The organism is Bacillus sp. GW823-FHT06B01, assembly GCF_058952315.1.
Genome location: NZ_JBXAHR010000002.1, coordinates 859,606 through 875,236 on the forward strand (window position 1 = coordinate 859,606; position 15,631 = coordinate 875,236).

General features: G+C 35.8%; 16 protein-coding genes. 11 read left to right on the plus strand and 5 right to left on the minus strand.

The annotated features are described in order from the left end of the window. Positions 1 to 42: 42 nt before the first annotated feature. Positions 43 to 1,515 carry an arginine decarboxylase gene (gene speA, locus AC1Q8N_RS11650; RefSeq protein WP_000084901.1) on the minus strand — a complete coding sequence of 491 codons (1,473 nt, stop codon included), beginning with the start codon at positions 1,513 to 1,515 and terminating at the stop codon, positions 43 to 45. A 368-nt stretch (positions 1,516 to 1,883) separates the two neighbouring features. Here speA and AC1Q8N_RS11655 point away from each other — a divergent pair, with 368 nt between their 5' ends. After that, a complete protein-coding gene (locus AC1Q8N_RS11655) occupies positions 1,884 to 2,153 on the plus strand; it encodes a UPF0223 family protein (protein ID WP_000456567.1) in 270 nt (89 codons plus the stop codon). 80 nt (positions 2,154 to 2,233) lie between these two features. Here AC1Q8N_RS11655 and AC1Q8N_RS11660 read toward each other — a convergent pair whose 3' ends face one another. Next, complete coding sequence (locus AC1Q8N_RS11660) at positions 2,234 to 2,860, minus strand: YktB family protein (RefSeq protein ID WP_048546126.1); 627 nt, start codon at positions 2,858 to 2,860, stop codon at positions 2,234 to 2,236. Between the two features lie 206 nt (positions 2,861 to 3,066). Between AC1Q8N_RS11660 and AC1Q8N_RS11665 the strand changes: the two genes are divergently transcribed. Continuing rightward, a complete protein-coding gene (locus AC1Q8N_RS11665; RefSeq protein ID WP_001250166.1) occupies positions 3,067 to 3,255 on the plus strand; it encodes a YkzI domain-containing protein in 189 nt (62 codons plus the stop codon). A gap of 88 nt (positions 3,256 to 3,343) precedes the next feature. Then, a complete protein-coding gene (locus tag AC1Q8N_RS11670) occupies positions 3,344 to 4,135 on the plus strand; it encodes an inositol monophosphatase family protein (protein ID WP_048546124.1) in 792 nt (263 codons plus the stop codon). 44 nt (positions 4,136 to 4,179) lie between these two features. Here AC1Q8N_RS11670 and AC1Q8N_RS11675 read toward each other — a convergent pair whose 3' ends face one another. Next, positions 4,180 to 4,359: a DUF5325 family protein gene (locus AC1Q8N_RS11675; protein WP_000400128.1), complete on the minus strand. Its 180-nt coding sequence runs from the start codon at positions 4,357 to 4,359 to the stop codon at positions 4,180 to 4,182. A 140-nt stretch (positions 4,360 to 4,499) separates the two neighbouring features. Here AC1Q8N_RS11675 and typA point away from each other — a divergent pair, with 140 nt between their 5' ends. From typA to AC1Q8N_RS11690, 3 genes are all read left to right on the plus strand, one after another. Continuing rightward, positions 4,500 to 6,344: a translational GTPase TypA gene (gene typA / locus AC1Q8N_RS11680; protein WP_000914755.1), complete on the plus strand. Its 1,845-nt coding sequence runs from the start codon at positions 4,500 to 4,502 to the stop codon at positions 6,342 to 6,344. A 156-nt stretch (positions 6,345 to 6,500) separates the two neighbouring features. Beyond that, a complete protein-coding gene (locus tag AC1Q8N_RS11685; RefSeq protein ID WP_000893656.1) occupies positions 6,501 to 6,803 on the plus strand; it encodes a YlaH-like family protein in 303 nt (100 codons plus the stop codon). A gap of 14 nt (positions 6,804 to 6,817) precedes the next feature. Further along, positions 6,818 to 7,093 carry a hypothetical protein gene (locus tag AC1Q8N_RS11690; protein ID WP_046956451.1) on the plus strand — a complete coding sequence of 92 codons (276 nt, stop codon included), beginning with the start codon at positions 6,818 to 6,820 and terminating at the stop codon, positions 7,091 to 7,093. Between the two features lie 35 nt (positions 7,094 to 7,128). Here AC1Q8N_RS11690 and AC1Q8N_RS11695 read toward each other — a convergent pair whose 3' ends face one another. Continuing rightward, positions 7,129 to 7,329: a YlaI family protein gene (locus AC1Q8N_RS11695; RefSeq protein ID WP_001995040.1), complete on the minus strand. Its 201-nt coding sequence runs from the start codon at positions 7,327 to 7,329 to the stop codon at positions 7,129 to 7,131. Between the two features lie 145 nt (positions 7,330 to 7,474). Here AC1Q8N_RS11695 and AC1Q8N_RS11700 point away from each other — a divergent pair, with 145 nt between their 5' ends. Both AC1Q8N_RS11700 and AC1Q8N_RS11705 read left to right on the plus strand, forming a co-directional pair. Next, positions 7,475 to 7,930 carry a PNPOx family protein gene (locus AC1Q8N_RS11700; RefSeq protein ID WP_048546122.1) on the plus strand — a complete coding sequence of 152 codons (456 nt, stop codon included), beginning with the start codon at positions 7,475 to 7,477 and terminating at the stop codon, positions 7,928 to 7,930. 246 nt (positions 7,931 to 8,176) lie between these two features. Further along, positions 8,177 to 9,505 carry a PhoH family protein gene (locus AC1Q8N_RS11705; RefSeq protein WP_000358079.1) on the plus strand — a complete coding sequence of 443 codons (1,329 nt, stop codon included), beginning with the start codon at positions 8,177 to 8,179 and terminating at the stop codon, positions 9,503 to 9,505. Between the two features lie 45 nt (positions 9,506 to 9,550). Here AC1Q8N_RS11705 and AC1Q8N_RS11710 read toward each other — a convergent pair whose 3' ends face one another. Next, positions 9,551 to 10,048, minus strand: coding sequence for a molybdopterin-binding protein (locus tag AC1Q8N_RS11710; RefSeq protein ID WP_048546118.1), 498 nt, complete (start codon positions 10,046 to 10,048; stop codon positions 9,551 to 9,553). 150 nt (positions 10,049 to 10,198) lie between these two features. Here AC1Q8N_RS11710 and AC1Q8N_RS11715 point away from each other — a divergent pair, with 150 nt between their 5' ends. The 3 genes from AC1Q8N_RS11715 (at position 10,199) to pyc (ending at position 15,574) form a co-directional block, all read left to right on the plus strand. Beyond that, complete coding sequence (locus AC1Q8N_RS11715; RefSeq protein ID WP_000135698.1) at positions 10,199 to 10,486, plus strand: Fpa/YlaN family protein; 288 nt, start codon at positions 10,199 to 10,201, stop codon at positions 10,484 to 10,486. 125 nt (positions 10,487 to 10,611) lie between these two features. Beyond that, positions 10,612 to 11,793 (plus strand): putative lipid II flippase FtsW, encoded by a 1,182-nt coding sequence (gene ftsW / locus AC1Q8N_RS11720; RefSeq protein WP_048546116.1) that lies wholly within the window; start codon positions 10,612 to 10,614, stop codon positions 11,791 to 11,793. Positions 11,794 to 12,127: 334 nt separating this feature from the next. Further along, complete coding sequence (pyc, locus tag AC1Q8N_RS11725; protein ID WP_048546114.1) at positions 12,128 to 15,574, plus strand: pyruvate carboxylase; 3,447 nt, start codon at positions 12,128 to 12,130, stop codon at positions 15,572 to 15,574. The last annotated feature ends 57 nt before the right edge of the window (positions 15,575 to 15,631 follow it).

The window sequence follows — 15,631 nt, forward strand, 5'->3', positions numbered from 1 at the left end:
ATATCGTATGGGAAAAGAGAAAAAAGGTGAAAGAAAAGCCTATCAACTGATAGGCTTGTACTCTTTAATCACACGTAATGTTTGTAATGTCATATCTTCAGGACCTTGTACAGGTAAACCCGCTTCTAAGTTTTTACGAATATACTCTAAGTTATCTTGTGTAATAATTTCCCCCGGAGTAAAGATTGGAATCCCTGGCGGATAAACCATAACGAAATCAGCTATAATACGACCTGCTGCATTTTCAAACGGAATGACTTCTGTTTCCGAATAAAAAGCATCTCGAGGAGAAAGTGCTAGCACTGGTATTTCTGGAATTTCTACTTGTATTTGAACACCTTTATCGGCTTTATTTCTAAATGTTGCTGCTAAATCTTGTAATGCTGCAATAAGTGTATTTGTCTCACTTTCTGTATCCCCAAAAGTGACAAGACATAGTATGTTGTATAAATCCGAGAGTTCTACTTCAATGTTATATTGCTCTCTAAGCCATACTTCAGCCTGATGGCCTGTAATACCTAAATCTTTTACAGATACAATTATCTTTGTAGGATCGTAGTTAAAAGTAGCATCTGTACCTAGCATTTCTTTCCCAGGACAGTAAAGATCCTCAACAGCATTAATAGCATCACGAACTTGTTCCGCTAACTGAATTGTTTGTTCTATGAGTGCTGTTCCTTCTGTAGCAAGACGTTTTCTAGCAACATCTAGGGATGCTAACAAGATGTAAGAAGTTGATGTAGTCGTAAGCATGCTAATAATAGATTGAACATGTTTAACGTTCACAAGGCCTTCCTTCACGTTAAGAATAGAACTTTGCGTTAAAGATCCTCCTAATTTGTGAACACTTGTTGCTGCCATATCTGCACCGGCTTGCATCGCTGACATCGGCAATTCATCGTGAAAATGAATATGAACACCATGAGCCTCATCAACTAGTACAGGGATATCATAAGAATGGGCTAATTGGACAATCTGTTCTAAGTCCGCAGCAAAGCCAAAGTATGTTGGATTAATAACAAGTAAGCCTTTCGCATCTGAATGCTCTTCAAGTGCCTTTTTGACAGATTGAATTGTGATTCCGTGTGAAATACCAAGTTTTGGATCGATTTCAGGATGCATGAAAATCGGTTTTGCACCTGAGAAAATAATAGCTGACATTACTGATTTATGCACGTTTCGTGGCACTAGGATTTTGTCACCAGGACCGCACACGCTCATCACCATTGTCATTATTGCACCACTTGTACCTTGAATAGAAAAGAAAGTATGATCTGCACCAAATGCAGCGGCTGCTAAATCTTGTGCTTCTTTAATCATACCTTTTGGATGATGTAAATCATCGAGCGGCGCAATATTAATTAAATCAATTGCTAATGCATTATGCCCAATAAATTCGCGAAATGTAGGATCCATGCCCTGTCCTTTTTTGTGACCAGGAATATGGAATTGAATTGGATTTCGCTTACTGTGCTCAACTAAAGCGGTAAACAATGGTGTTTCGTATTGGGACAATCTATACACCCCTTCTTTTTCATAATATTTATTAGAGTTTGTTTTATATAATCTTGTTCTAAAAAAGTTAAGTGCTTTTTAGAATGAGACTTGTTTTTCTGCCGATCACAAAAGCATTTTTGAGATGGTAGGTTCACTTTATTTTCTATAAAACAAAAGCATTATATCACCAATAATTATAGATGTATAGAAAAAAATATTTTTACGGTGAGTATGTTAAATAGTTATTTCCAATTAACTTATAGAGGAAGACAATTCCATCACAATGAATAAATAGTGTATAATGCAAAGTGGCTATAGTGAAGAAGAAAAACCCCCCTTTTAAGATAGCATGTTGAAATAAGAAGAAATGATAAATGAGGTGCGAAATGGAATATCAATATCCGTTAGATTATAATTGGTCAAATGAGGAAATGGTTGTAATTGTGAAGTTTTATGAAGCAATTGAGAAAGCATATGAAAAAGGAATTATAAGAGAAGAATTAATGGGATTATATCGTCGTTTTAAAGAGATTGTTCCATCTAAAGCAGAAGAGAAGAAAATTGATAAAGAGTTTCAAGAAGTAAGTGGATATTCTATATACCGTGCGATTCAAAGGGCGAAAGAAACTGAAGAACAAAAGCTTGTGAAAATGTAAAAAAATTTTGAAAAATGAAAACTGAAGTGATATAATGTGATAACAACTAAAAACGGACAATATAAATTGTCCGTTTTCTACTATCGATTACAAAGTGCATATAAAGGAAGGAGTGATTGCATCGTAGATTCAATCTTAGCAAGGAATTGTTCGTTGGTCATTGCTGAAAACTCCTCTGGTGATATATGAATCCCAACTAATAATTCTGCTTTTTTCACAGTAGCTAGACGTTCAATCATCTTTTGTAAGTCTTTTGTTTCAAGTGTTTTATGTAATTTTACACTTGGCTTAGTATGGTCAATGGACCAAACGAAGTCATTTGGAATATTTGTTTTTAAATCATTTAAATGTTCTAAGAAGGCGTGAGCCGTCTCCACTTTTTGTGGACACTCATAGATTAAACCAAAGTATATGAAGGCATGAGTACCCCATAATCCAATTTGGAAATGTGGCAGCATTTTATAACCGCGTTTATTTGTTGAAAAAGCAACCCAAGTATCGTTTGGTGGATTGACTTTGCGGCGTGCATGTTTTGCTACATGATAAAAAAAGTTCTCATCAGTTTGTTTGGATAAATACGTTGCAAACTGTTCCCCTAAAGCTTCAAGCTTAGGATGAATGTTCGTTTTAATTGCACTCATTCGTTCTTCGAGACCATCAACTGTAAAGACCTCAAAATCAGTTGACTTGAATGTTTGTAGTGTCATGATTGTTCCTCCAACTCCTATTTTGCTTTTATTTTAGCATAGCTTGTACTATTCATAAAAAAAACAGCACAAAAAAATTTAAATAAAAAAATATAATTTTGTTGCATAGATGATTTATCCAACATAGTATAGTATAAAACAAAAAATCAGAATATTGAATCAATTCTAGTCCGAGGGCAGACGAATATTGGGAGGAGGCAAATAATATGAGACAGGTGATTAATGCGTTAAAGAGAACAGATGCTGAAAAGAGAATACCGGTGCTACGTTTGGAGCTAGATTATGAATTAGCAACTTTATATGATGCGATGATGGAAAATGATAAACTGAAAAAAGAAGAGTGTGTACAAAAGTTAGAAGTGTTAAGACTTGAAATGATTCGTTTAGAAGCGTAATAATAGTATATGTATAAAAAATTAGTTGGTGCGAACCTTATAAAGGGTTCGTTTTTTCTGTGAACAGTATAGATCGGAGTGTTTAAACATGCAAGAAGTATGGAAAGACATCGATGCACACGCCAAACAGTGGATTCGAGATGCAGGAGAGTTTTTAATGGCATCAATGGAAAAAGCACTTATTATAGAAACGAAATCCAATGCAGCTGATTTAGTAACAAATATGGACCGAGAAATAGAACAGTTTTTAATTGGGAAAATTAAAGAAACATTCCCGAACCATAATATTTTAGGAGAAGAAGGTTATGGAGATGAGGTAACTTCTTCTGATGGGGTTGTTTGGTTAATTGATCCAATTGATGGCACGATGAACTTTGTTCATCAAAAAAGAAATTTCGCAATTTCAATTGGAATTTATGAGAACGGTATCGGAAAGGTTGGACTCATTTATGATCCAGTTCATGATGAATTATACCATGCGGTAAAGGGAGCTGGAGCATTTTGTAATGAAGTACCAATACCTTTATTGGAAAAAGGAACTGTAGAGCAAGGTATTGTAGCTTTAAATGCGATATGGCTTACCGACAATCCAATGCTTAATAAGGAAAGTATGATGGCACTGGTTAAGAAAGCAAGAGGCACGAGATCATATGGCTGTGCAGCGTTAGAGATGGTATACGTTGCAACAGGAAGAATAGATGCATATGTAACGCCGAGATTATCACCATGGGATTTTGGTGGGGGACAGATAATTGTAGAGGAAGTTGGAGGCAAGGTGACAACTTTTTCTGGATCCCCGCTTTCTATCGTAGAGAAGAGCAGCGTATTAGTTGCAAAACCAGGAGTGTATGAAGAGTTGTTACGATTTATAGCGGAGTAACAAAAAAAGTAAGAGGCTGTATAAGCGCTTCTTACTTTTTGACGTTATTTCGATTTACGCATTTTTCTTTTTGTTACAAAACCGTATCCAACTGTAACAAATGTGCCGATAATGCAAATAATAATACCGATGGGACTATTTTCAGCAACCATAATGCCGATACCGATTAAGAAAATAACACCGATAATTGCAGTTAATAAAAAGCGATATTGAATGTGTTCCATTTCTTCACCCTCCAATCTCATTTTACTTTCACAAAAGTAAGAATACAACTATATTTTCATTCTTGATTTTATTTTGATTGCCATTGTATCCCCTTCGCTCTTATAATAGAGAAGGATTAAAAAGACATTAGGAGTTGGACATGTTGAAAAAACGACAAGATTTACGAAATATAGCAATTATTGCCCACGTTGACCATGGTAAAACAACACTTGTTGACCAGTTATTACGTCAAGCGGGGACGTTCCGTGCGAATGAACATATTGAAGAACGCGCAATGGACTCAAACGATCTAGAAAGAGAACGTGGTATTACAATTTTAGCGAAGAATACTGCGATTCACTATGAAGATAAAAGAATTAACATTTTAGATACACCTGGTCACGCTGACTTCGGTGGAGAAGTAGAACGTATCATGAAAATGGTTGATGGTGTTCTACTTGTTGTTGATGCATATGAAGGTTGTATGCCACAAACACGATTTGTTTTAAAGAAAGCTCTTGAGCAAAACTTAACTCCAATCGTTGTTGTAAACAAAATTGACCGTGACTTCGCTCGCCCTGATGAAGTAGTTGATGAAGTAGTTGACTTATTCATCGAACTTGGTGCAAACGAAGATCAATTAGAGTTCCCAGTTGTATTTGCATCAGCAATGAACGGAACAGCAAGCTTAGATTCAAATCCAGCAAATCAAGAAGAGAATATGAAATCATTGTTTGACACAATTATTGAACATATTCCAGCACCAGTTGATAACAGCGAAGAGCCACTTCAATTCCAAGTAGCACTTCTTGATTACAATGACTATGTTGGTCGTATCGGGGTTGGACGCGTATTCCGTGGTACAATGAAAGTAGGACAACAAGTTGCATTAATGAAAGTTGATGGAACTGTAAAACAATTCCGTGTAACGAAATTATTTGGTTACATTGGATTAAAACGTCAAGAAATTGAAGAAGCAAAAGCTGGAGATTTAGTAGCTGTTTCGGGTATGGAAGACATTAACGTAGGTGAAACGGTATGTCCGGTTGAGCATGAAGAGGCTTTACCATTATTACGTATTGATGAGCCAACACTACAAATGACATTCCTTGTAAATAACAGCCCATTTGCAGGTCGTGAAGGTAAATTCATTACATCTCGTAAAATTGAAGAGCGTCTTCGTTCACAATTAGAAACAGATGTAAGTTTACGTGTAGATAATACGGATTCTCCTGATGCGTGGATCGTATCTGGACGCGGGGAATTACATTTATCTATCCTAATTGAAAACATGCGTCGTGAAGGTTATGAACTACAAGTATCTAAGCCTGAAGTAATTATTAAAGAAGTTGATGGCGTAAGATGTGAGCCTGTAGAGCGCGTGCAAATCGATGTACCTGAAGAATACACTGGTTCTATTATGGAATCTATGGGTGCACGTAAAGGTGAAATGTTAGATATGGTGAATAACGGAAACGGTCAAGTTCGCCTTACTTTCATGGTTCCAGCACGTGGTTTAATTGGTTACACAACAGAATTCTTAACATTAACTCGTGGTTACGGTATTTTAAACCATACATTCGATTGCTACCAACCAGTACACGCTGGACAAGTTGGTGGACGTCGCCAAGGTGTTCTAGTTTCACTTGAAACAGGAAAAGCATCACAATACGGTATTATGCAAGTTGAAGACCGTGGTGTAATCTTCGTTGAACCAGGTACAGAAGTATATGCTGGTATGATTGTTGGAGAACATACTCGTGAGAATGACTTAACAGTTAACGTTGTAAAAATGAAACAACAAACTAATATTCGTTCTGCGACGAAAGATCAAACTTCAACAATGAAAAAACCTCGCTTAATGACTTTAGAAGAGTCATTAGAGTACTTAAACGATGACGAGTTCTGTGAAGTAACTCCAGAATCAATTCGTCTACGTAAAAAGATTCTTGATAAGAGCGAGCGCGAAAGAGCTGCTAAGAAAAAGAAATCTGTAGAAGCGTAAAATAATAGAACAGCTACCTTTGAGGGGTGGCTGTTTTTTTATTGTATTTATTTTTGGAATATTTACTCTTTTTTGTGGACAGTATTTTTTTTGCGGGTTACTCTTGTATTAAGTACATAAATAAAATTTGTTTCTTGTGAGAAAGGGGGATGAATGATGTTAGAAAGAATGTCGTTTTTTGCGAAATTATGTAAAGTTGATGAAAATCCGGAACTAGGGATGTGGTTGCTGTATGGCATCATTATTATATTAAGTGCACTTGTGTATAATTTAGGTTTTGCAAGAAAACTATCAATAATAAAAAATATAGTGATATATATATCGTTAGCGATTGGATGTACAGTTTTAACTTTCTTTGCAGTTTTTTTACCTGTTGGAGAGGGCCTTGTTGTAGCGGCAATTGTACTTGGGATTTATAGGTTGCGTTTACGTCAAGCGAGACAACAAAAAGCAGGGTGAGGGGGCAAATTTTTATGCGTTCAGTACAAGATGCGTTATATAATTGGTTAACAATTAAAACAGTTGCCGAAGCACGTCCAGATGATCGTGCTGCACAAGAAACGTATTTGTTATTTGAAAATATGATATATGAAGAACATAAATTAAAGAATGTGGAAGTTAAAAAGAATGAAGAAATGTATTTGATTACATATGAAATGAATGGAGAAAGAAAATCTGCAAGGTTTCCGCTAGAAGCTATTGATTGTTTTTTGGATCAAATGAATCGTGAACCTGAAAAATATAAATAAGTCCTTATCTATATGATTAAGGACTTATTCACATTTTACCAATCGTCTTCGACTTTTTTATCACGGTATAATCGGAAATTACCACTTGCATGACGTTCCATCGTACGTTCTGCAATTCGTTCCGAACATTCCATGCACATATATGTATGAATAGGGCGGTTACGTAGTTTTTTTGCCATAGGATTTTCATCATCTAACATATCTTTTTTATCACAAATCATACACTTGACTCTCATTTCGTCACCTCAATACGAATTCTATCAGTATAAGTATATCATGGAAGTGTAATATTTTTGAATAATAGCGGGAAAAAATAATATTTTCGCAATTCGAAAAATAAGTTATGATAAGGATATAGTAAGTATATTTGGAGGTGGAAATATGGCGAATGTAGTAGATCCTACATTAACAGATGATTTAGTACAAACGTTACGTAAAGAATGTATTGTTATGGTAGCAACAACAGACTTCGAAAAACAAGTTCCTAACGTAAGTGCTATTTCTTGGGTGTATGCAGTGAGTAAAACTAGTATTCGATTTGCAGTAGATCAACGTTCACGTATTGTGGAAAATATACGGCATAGTACTGGGCTAGTATTGACTATAATGGCGAATGAATCCGTATTTTCCATAAGTGGTGCAGGTGAAATTTTGACTGATAGAATGGAAGGTATTCCTCTAAAATTAACTGTAATAGAAGTAAAGGTACAAGAAGTACGTGATGTTATGTTTTATGGAGCGAAGCTTGCAACTGAGCCAACCTATGAAAAAACATATGATATTCGCGCAGCGAAAAAGCTGGATAACCAAGTGTTAGTAGGAATAAAAGAATTATAAATGTGATAAATAAGAAAATAAGTTATTAACTTTTGTAATCAGTTATTGTGATTTTATGTTAATAATTATAATTAAAAGTAATATATTGAATAGAAATGAATAAAAAATAAATAAAAGGTTTCATGGTTATGAATTTCGATTCTACCTCGTTTATACGGTACATATAATTATAACAATGGTTCGTCCATATTTTATGGATGAAACCCTTGTTCTACAAATTTAAAAGTGGAGTCAGGGGGTAACAGGTTGGATAAAATTTATGTGTTAGATACGAATGTACTTTTGCAGGATCCTTTATCTATTTTTTCATTTGAAACAAATGAAGTAGTGATTCCAGCAGTTGTATTAGAAGAGGTTGATTCGAAAAAACGTTATATGGATGAAGTAGGACGAAACGCTCGTTATGTATCTAAGTTAATAGACAAATTTCGTGAAATAGGAAAGCTGCATGAAAGTATTCCGTTAGAAAACGGCGGTACATTTCGTATTGAATTAAATCATCGTTCATTTGTTCAACTACAAGATATTTTTGTAGAAAAAACAAATGATAATCGAATTTTAGCTGTAGCAAAAAATCTATCTTTAGAAGAACAAGAAAAAGAGGACGGGAAGTCTGTTATTTTAGTAAGTAAAGACGTGCTCGTAAGGGTAAAAGCTGATGCAATTGGTTTGAAAGCGGAAGATTATTTAAGTGATCGTGTAATTGAAGTAGATAATATATATTCAGGATTTTTAGAAGGGTATATATCAAAAGAGCAATTAGATTATTTTTATGAAAAAGGTGAATTGCCTTTATCCGAAATTGCAAATCACCCTTTTTATCCAAATCAGTTTGTAGTAATGAAAGATGCATTAGGGGGATCTAGTTCAGCACTTGGCATTGTGGATCATTTAGGTAAGAAGGTAAAGAAACTTATTTTTCACAATGAACAAGTATGGGGGATACGACCACGAAATGTGCAGCAAATTATGGGATTAGAATTGTTGCTTCGTGAAGATATTCCGCTAGTCACGTTAACAGGGAAAGCTGGTACAGGAAAAACATTACTCGCGTTGGCTTCAGGACTCATGCAAACGGAAGATTTAGGACTATATAAAAAACTACTCGTTGCAAGGCCAATTGTTCCAGTCGGAAAAGATATCGGTTATTTACCAGGAGAAAAAGAAGAAAAGTTAAGACCATGGATGCAACCGATTTTTGATAATCTAGAGTATTTATTTAATACGAAAAAGCCAGGAGAGTTAGATGCTATTTTAGCTGGAATGGGTTCGATTGAAGTAGAGGCCCTTACCTATATACGTGGGAGAAGTATTCCAGATCAGTTCATTATAATTGATGAAGCACAAAATTTAACGAAGCATGAAGTGAAAACGATATTAACAAGGGTAGGAGAAAAAAGTAAAATTGTATTAATGGGAGATCCTCAGCAAATTGATCACCCGTATTTGGATGAATATAATAATGGTTTAACATATGTTGTAGAGAAGTTTAAAGAGCAACGTATTAGTGGTCATGTAAAGTTTGTTAAAGGGGAGCGGTCTAATTTAGCTCAACTTGCAGCGGATTTATTATAAAAGGAGTGAGCTGAGGCTCACTCCTTTTTCTTCCAAGTATACACTTTAAATAATTGTAAATTTACGGATGTTACGGATTGGATTTTGTCTATTAGATCCATCATTGTAATATAGATGAACAGGTCCATCCTCTTTTAATGGCTTTCCTTCTTTTGAAAAACCAAGAATAGCATTTTCTACAGTTTCTAATGGAAGTATTATTGTTTGATCTACTGTTTCAATTTCGACTTGCGTAGCGTCCTCTAAAATTTCGGCGTTAGCAAGAAATGGATGAAATGGTATACCGAACGTTCCAGTAATTAGTTGTTCTTTTTTATATTTCTTTACACTTTGTTGTATCGGTGGAAACGCAGCACCATCACGGATTTCGCGATCCCAATGCTCTGAAGTGTTTTTTAAATAAGCTTCTAGTTCTGAAGTGTTTTCTCTTGTTTCATCAAAGTAAGTTGTCAAATCTACTTTTCGATCATCAAAGATCCAAACAGTTGGATCGATAGTGATTGGAAAACGAACTTTTCCATTAATAAATAAAATTTCGCTCATTGTTGTTCCCCCATTTGTGTTATACTCCCACTTTTCAGTATAATAGCATTAGACACGGTTGTCACAAAAAATGTTTCTATTGCAATTTACTAAAACTATCGCTAATATTAATAGATAGGAGAGAGTAGGACGGAAACGGAGGGAATCAATTTGGCGTCTGAGACAGTATCAAATCATCAGGAAAAGGCACTAGCCCTTCTACAAGCGGATGCGGAGAAGATTTTAAGACTTATTAAGGTGCAAATGGACAACCTTACAATGCCGCAATGTCCATTATATGAAGAAGTGTTAGACACACAAATGTTTGGACTATCCCGCGAGGTCGATTTTGCAGTTCGCCTTGGTCTTATTGCAGAAGAACAAGGGAAAGCAATGTTAGGAGAGCTTGAACGTGAGTTATCTGCACTTCATGAAGCATTTACGAACAAACAACAATAACGGGTTCAAATAGGGGGGCTCAAACTGAAATAGTTTGGGCTTTTTATTTGTATAATAAAGCAGGAAGAATCAATGTACATATGGAATACAACAATAATTAAATTGAAACAGAAAGAGGAAATGAAATGAAAAGAGTATGGAAATCAATGGATTATTCATTATTACTTCCTCTTGTTATCTTATGTGTGTTGGGAGTTATAATGGTATATAGTTCTAGTTCCATTGTCGCGATTTCGTCGAAATATAACTGGCCAGCAGATCACTTTTTTAAAAAACAATTAGTTGCTCTTGCTATTGGAACGGTAATACTAGTGATTGTCGCTGTAATTCCTTATAAATTTTGGAAGAAAAAAATAGTGCTTGCAGCGATGGGGTTAGGGAGTCTCGGCTTACTAACAGCAGCTTTCCTTTTCGGTAAGGTAATCAATGGTGCAAAAGGATGGATACTAGGTATACAACCAGCTGAGTTTGTAAAAATAGCAGTTATTATTACGCTAGCAAGTTTTTTTGCTAAGAAACAAGAGAGGCAAACCCCTTTTTTTCAAGGGATAATACCTCCTATATTTGTTGTCGGTGGATCGATGGTGTTAATTTTATTACAAAATGACTTAGGAACTGACATATTAATAGGTGGAACAGTGTTAATTATGTTCTTCTGTTCAGGAGTTAATGTTAACTTGTGGATTAAAAGATTTTTATTAACATCTGTCGTGTGGGTTCCGGCGTTGTATTTTATCGGAAACTATAAATTAAGTCAGTACCAAAAAGCTCGATTTTCAGTTTTTCTTGATCCATTTAGCGATCCGCAAAAAGATGGATTTCAATTAATAAATTCATTTATTGGAATTGCCTCAGGTGGGTTAAATGGTAGAGGACTAGGAAATAGTATACAAAAGTATGGCTACTTACCAGAGCCGCAAACGGATTTTATTATGGCGATTATATCTGAAGAACTAGGTTTTATAGGTGTAGCTATCATTTTAATCTGTTTACTACTTATTATCATTCGTTCGTTTAGAGTAGCACAGAAGTGTAAAGATCCATTTGGAAGTTTAATTGCAATCGGAATTGCAAGTTTAATTGGGATACAAACTTTTGTTAATGTTGGTGGTATGTCTGGATTAATACCACTTACAGGAGTACCTTTACCGTTTATTAGTTATGGTGGTAGTTCTTTATTGGCTAATCTAATTGCGATGGGTATATTATTAAATGTTGCTAGTCATGTAAAACGACAAGAGAAACAACAAAATGAGGTAATGAAAGAAAGAGAGCAAGATGGACCGCGTCTTGTTGTAGTAAAATAAAAAACACATTGTGCTTTAGAGCGCGATGTGTTTTTTTATGTGCAAGAAATATTAAATAGGATGCATTAATTGGTATATACACTAAAAAATATATCACATTAAATTAAATGTGATATACAATTAAGTTGTTAGAAAAGGAAGAGGTATGCTATACTATTTTTGTGAAACAAATTGATCAGAAAACTTATCATTTGTTAAAAAATAAGGTATGATGGATAAAAATAAAGTGAAGCTTTCTAAGTATAATATAATGTAGAAAGTGAAGAACTTCACGCTCTTTATGGTGTGTATATATTTTATCTCTAGAGTGGTAGGAAAGTAGAGGGGGAAAATCATGACAAAGCTGCAACGTATTCAAAAAGTATTGGTAGCTAACCGTGGAGAGATTGCAATTCGTGTGTTTCGAGCTTGTTCGGAACTTGGATTAAAAACAGTTGCAATCTATTCTAAAGAGGATAGTGGTTCTTATCATCGTTATAAAGCCGATGAGTCCTATTTAGTTGGGGAAGGGAAAAAGCCAATTGATGCTTATCTAGATATTGAGGGCATTATTGAGATTGCGAAAAGTAATCATGTAGATGCAATCCACCCTGGATATGGTTTCTTGTCAGAAAATATTCAATTCGCAAAACGTTGTGAAGAAGAAGGGATTATCTTTATTGGTCCAAAGAGTAAGCATTTAGATATGTTTGGAGATAAAGTGAAAGCAAGAACACAAGCGCAGCTAGCACAAATTCCAGTTATTCCTGGTAGTGATGGACCGGTAAATTCAGTAGAAGAAGTTGGAGAATTTGCTGAAAAGTATGATTACCCGATTATTATTAAAGCTTCCCTTGGCGGTGGTGGTCGTGGTATGCGTATTGTACGTAGTAGTGAAGAATTAAGAGAATCGTATAATCGAGCGAAGTCAGAAGCGAAAGCAGCCTTTGGTAATGATGAAGTATACGTTGAAAAATTCGTTGAAAAACCTAAACATATAGAAGTTCAAATTTTAGCAGATGAAGAGGGCAATGTTGTTCATTTATACGAGCGTGACTGTTCTGTACAACGTCGTCACCAAAAAGTGGTAGAAATTGCACCTAGTGTGTCGCTTTCAGATGATTTGCGTCAGCGTATTTGTGATGCTGCTGTGAAATTAACGAAAAATGTAAATTATTTAAACGCAGGAACAGTAGAATTTCTTGTAAAAGGTGATGAGTTTTACTTTATTGAAGTAAATCCGCGTGTTCAAGTTGAACATACAATTACAGAAATGATCACAGGGGTAGATATCGTTCAATCGCAAATTTTAATAGCTGATGGACATGCATTACATAGTAAAATGGTAGGTGTTCCGAAGCAAGAGGAAGTAGTTGTTCATGGATTTGCGATCCAATCTCGTGTAACGACTGAGGACCCACTAAATAATTTCATGCCGGATACAGGAAAAATTATGGCATACCGATCAGGCGGTGGTTTCGGTGTTCGTCTTGATACAGGTAATAGTTTCCAAGGTGCTGTTATTACACCGTACTATGATTCTTTACTTGTAAAAGTTACAACATGGGCACTTACTTTTGAACAAGCTGCTGCGAAAATGGAACGTAACTTAAAAGAGTTCCGTATTCGTGGTATTAAAACAAATATTCCATTCCTAGAGAATGTAGTAAAACATAAAAACTTCTTATCAGGAGAATATGACACTTCATTTATTGATGCGTCACCTGAACTATTCCTGTTCCCGAAACGTAAAGACCGCGGAACAAAAATGTTAAATTACATTGGGTCAGTAACAGTAAATGGCTTCCCAGGAGTAGGGAAAAAAGAGAAACCAATTTTCCCGGATGCTCGTATACCGAATGTATTACACTCAGAGCCGGTTCAAAATGGAACGAAACAAATTTTGGATGAGCGTGGAGCGGACGGATTAGTAAAATGGGTACAAGATCAAAAGCGTGTACTTTTAACGGATACAACATTCCGTGATGCGCATCAGTCATTACTGGCGACGCGTATTCGTACAAAAGATTTACATCAAATTGCAGAGCCGACAGCGAGAATGTTACCGAACCTATTCTCAGCGGAAATGTGGGGTGGTGCAACGTTTGATGTTGCATATCGTTTCTTAAAGGAAGATCCATGGGAACGATTACTAGATCTTCGTGAAAAAATGCCAAACGTTTTATTCCAAATGTTACTTCGTTCTTCAAACGCAGTTGGTTACAAAAACTATCCGGATAATTTAATTCAAAAATTTGTGGAATGTTCTGCTCAAGCTGGAATTGATGTGTTCCGTATTTTTGATAGCTTAAACTGGGTAGAAGGTATGAGAGTTGCGATTGATGCTGTACGAGATACTGGTAAAATTGCAGAAGCAACAATGTGCTACACAGGAGATATTCATGATCCGTTACGTAGTAAATATGATTTAAATTACTATAAAAACTTAGCAAAAGAGTTAGAAGCATCAGGAGCACATATATTAGGAATTAAAGATATGGCAGGCTTATTAAAACCTAATGCGGCATATGATTTAGTTTCTGCATTAAAAGAGACGGTATCGATTCCGATTCACTTGCATACACACGATACGAGTGGAAATGGTATATTAACGTATACAAAGGCAATTGAAGCAGGTGTTGACATTGTCGATGTAGCAGTAAGTTCTATGGCTGGTCAAACGTCACAACCAAGTGCGAACACGCTATACTATGCATTAGGTGGAAACGAAAGACAGCCAGACGTTAATATAGATTCATTAGAAAAACTATCTCATTATTGGGAAGATGTACGTAAATACTACGCACCGTTTGAAAGTGGTATGAATGCACCTCATACAGAGGTATATATGCACGAAATGCCAGGCGGACAGTATAGTAATCTACAACAACAAGCGAAAGCGGTTGGTTTAGGAGATCGCTTCGATGAAGTGAAAGTAATGTACCGCCGTGTGAATGACATGTTTGGCGATATTGTTAAAGTAACGCCATCATCTAAAGTTGTCGGTGATATGGCATTATTTATGGTTCAAAATCACTTAACAGAACAAGATGTTTTAGAGCGTGGGCATTCTATGGACTTCCCAGGATCTGTTGTTGAAATGTTCTCAGGAGATTTAGGACAACCGTATGGTGGTTTCCCGAAAAAGTTGCAAGAAATTATTTTAAAAGGGAAAGAGCCATTAACAGTAAGACCGGGTGAATTATTAGAGCCAGTAGATTTCGACGCGTTAAAAGAAGAGCTATTCCATAAGCTTGGACGCGAAGTGACGATTTTTGATGTAGTTGCATATGCATTATATCCAAAAGTATTTATGGATTACGAAAAAGTTGCTGAGCTTTATGGAAGTGTATCTGTGCTTGATACACCGACATTCTTCTATGGTATGAGACTTGGTGAAGAAATCAATGTGGAAATCGAACAAGGTAAAACATTGATGGTTAAACTAGTATCAATCGGAGAGCCTCAGCCAGATGGAAATCGTGTTCTTTACTTGGAGTTTAACGGTCAACCACGTGAGATAGTTGTGAAAGACGAAAGTGTGAAAGCAACAGTGGCACAACGTGTGAAAGGAAACCGTGAAAACCCAAACCACATTAGTGCAACAATGCCAGGAACGGTTATTAAAGTAGTTGTTAAAGAAGGCGATGAAGTGAAAAAAGGCGATTCTATGGCAATTACAGAAGCGATGAAAATGGAAACGACAGTTCAAGCGCCGTTCAATGGGAAAGTGAAAAAAGTATATGTTAACGATGGAGATGCAATTCAGACGGGTGACTTACTCATTGAATTAGATCACTAAAAAAGAAAAAGAGCTGTGTAAATGCAGCTCTTTTTTTTCCGCTATTCGCCGGGCAGT

Bases quoted from the DNA above. Each gene is read 5' to 3' on its own strand.
- AC1Q8N_RS11670 (WP_048546124.1), top strand. From the start codon at position 3,344: ATGCAAGAAGTATGGAAAGACATCGATGCACACGCCAAACAGTGGATT.
- AC1Q8N_RS11685 (WP_000893656.1), top strand. From the start codon at position 6,501: ATGTTAGAAAGAATGTCGTTTTTTGCGAAATTATGTAAAGTTGATGAA.
- AC1Q8N_RS11700 (WP_048546122.1), top strand. From the start codon at position 7,475: ATGGCGAATGTAGTAGATCCTACATTAACAGATGATTTAGTACAAACG.
- AC1Q8N_RS11660 (WP_048546126.1), bottom strand. From the start codon at position 2,860: ATGACACTACAAACATTCAAGTCAACTGATTTTGAGGTCTTTACAGTT.
- typA (WP_000914755.1), top strand. From the start codon at position 4,500: ATGTTGAAAAAACGACAAGATTTACGAAATATAGCAATTATTGCCCAC.
- AC1Q8N_RS11675 (WP_000400128.1), bottom strand. From the start codon at position 4,359: ATGGAACACATTCAATATCGCTTTTTATTAACTGCAATTATCGGTGTT.
- ftsW (WP_048546116.1), top strand. From the start codon at position 10,612: ATGAAAAGAGTATGGAAATCAATGGATTATTCATTATTACTTCCTCTT.
- AC1Q8N_RS11665 (WP_001250166.1), top strand. From the start codon at position 3,067: ATGAGACAGGTGATTAATGCGTTAAAGAGAACAGATGCTGAAAAGAGA.
- AC1Q8N_RS11710 (WP_048546118.1), bottom strand. From the start codon at position 10,048: ATGAGCGAAATTTTATTTATTAATGGAAAAGTTCGTTTTCCAATCACT.
- pyc (WP_048546114.1), top strand. From the start codon at position 12,128: ATGACAAAGCTGCAACGTATTCAAAAAGTATTGGTAGCTAACCGTGGA.
- AC1Q8N_RS11655 (WP_000456567.1), top strand. From the start codon at position 1,884: ATGGAATATCAATATCCGTTAGATTATAATTGGTCAAATGAGGAAATG.
- AC1Q8N_RS11690 (WP_046956451.1), top strand. From the start codon at position 6,818: ATGCGTTCAGTACAAGATGCGTTATATAATTGGTTAACAATTAAAACA.
- AC1Q8N_RS11695 (WP_001995040.1), bottom strand. From the start codon at position 7,329: ATGAGAGTCAAGTGTATGATTTGTGATAAAAAAGATATGTTAGATGAT.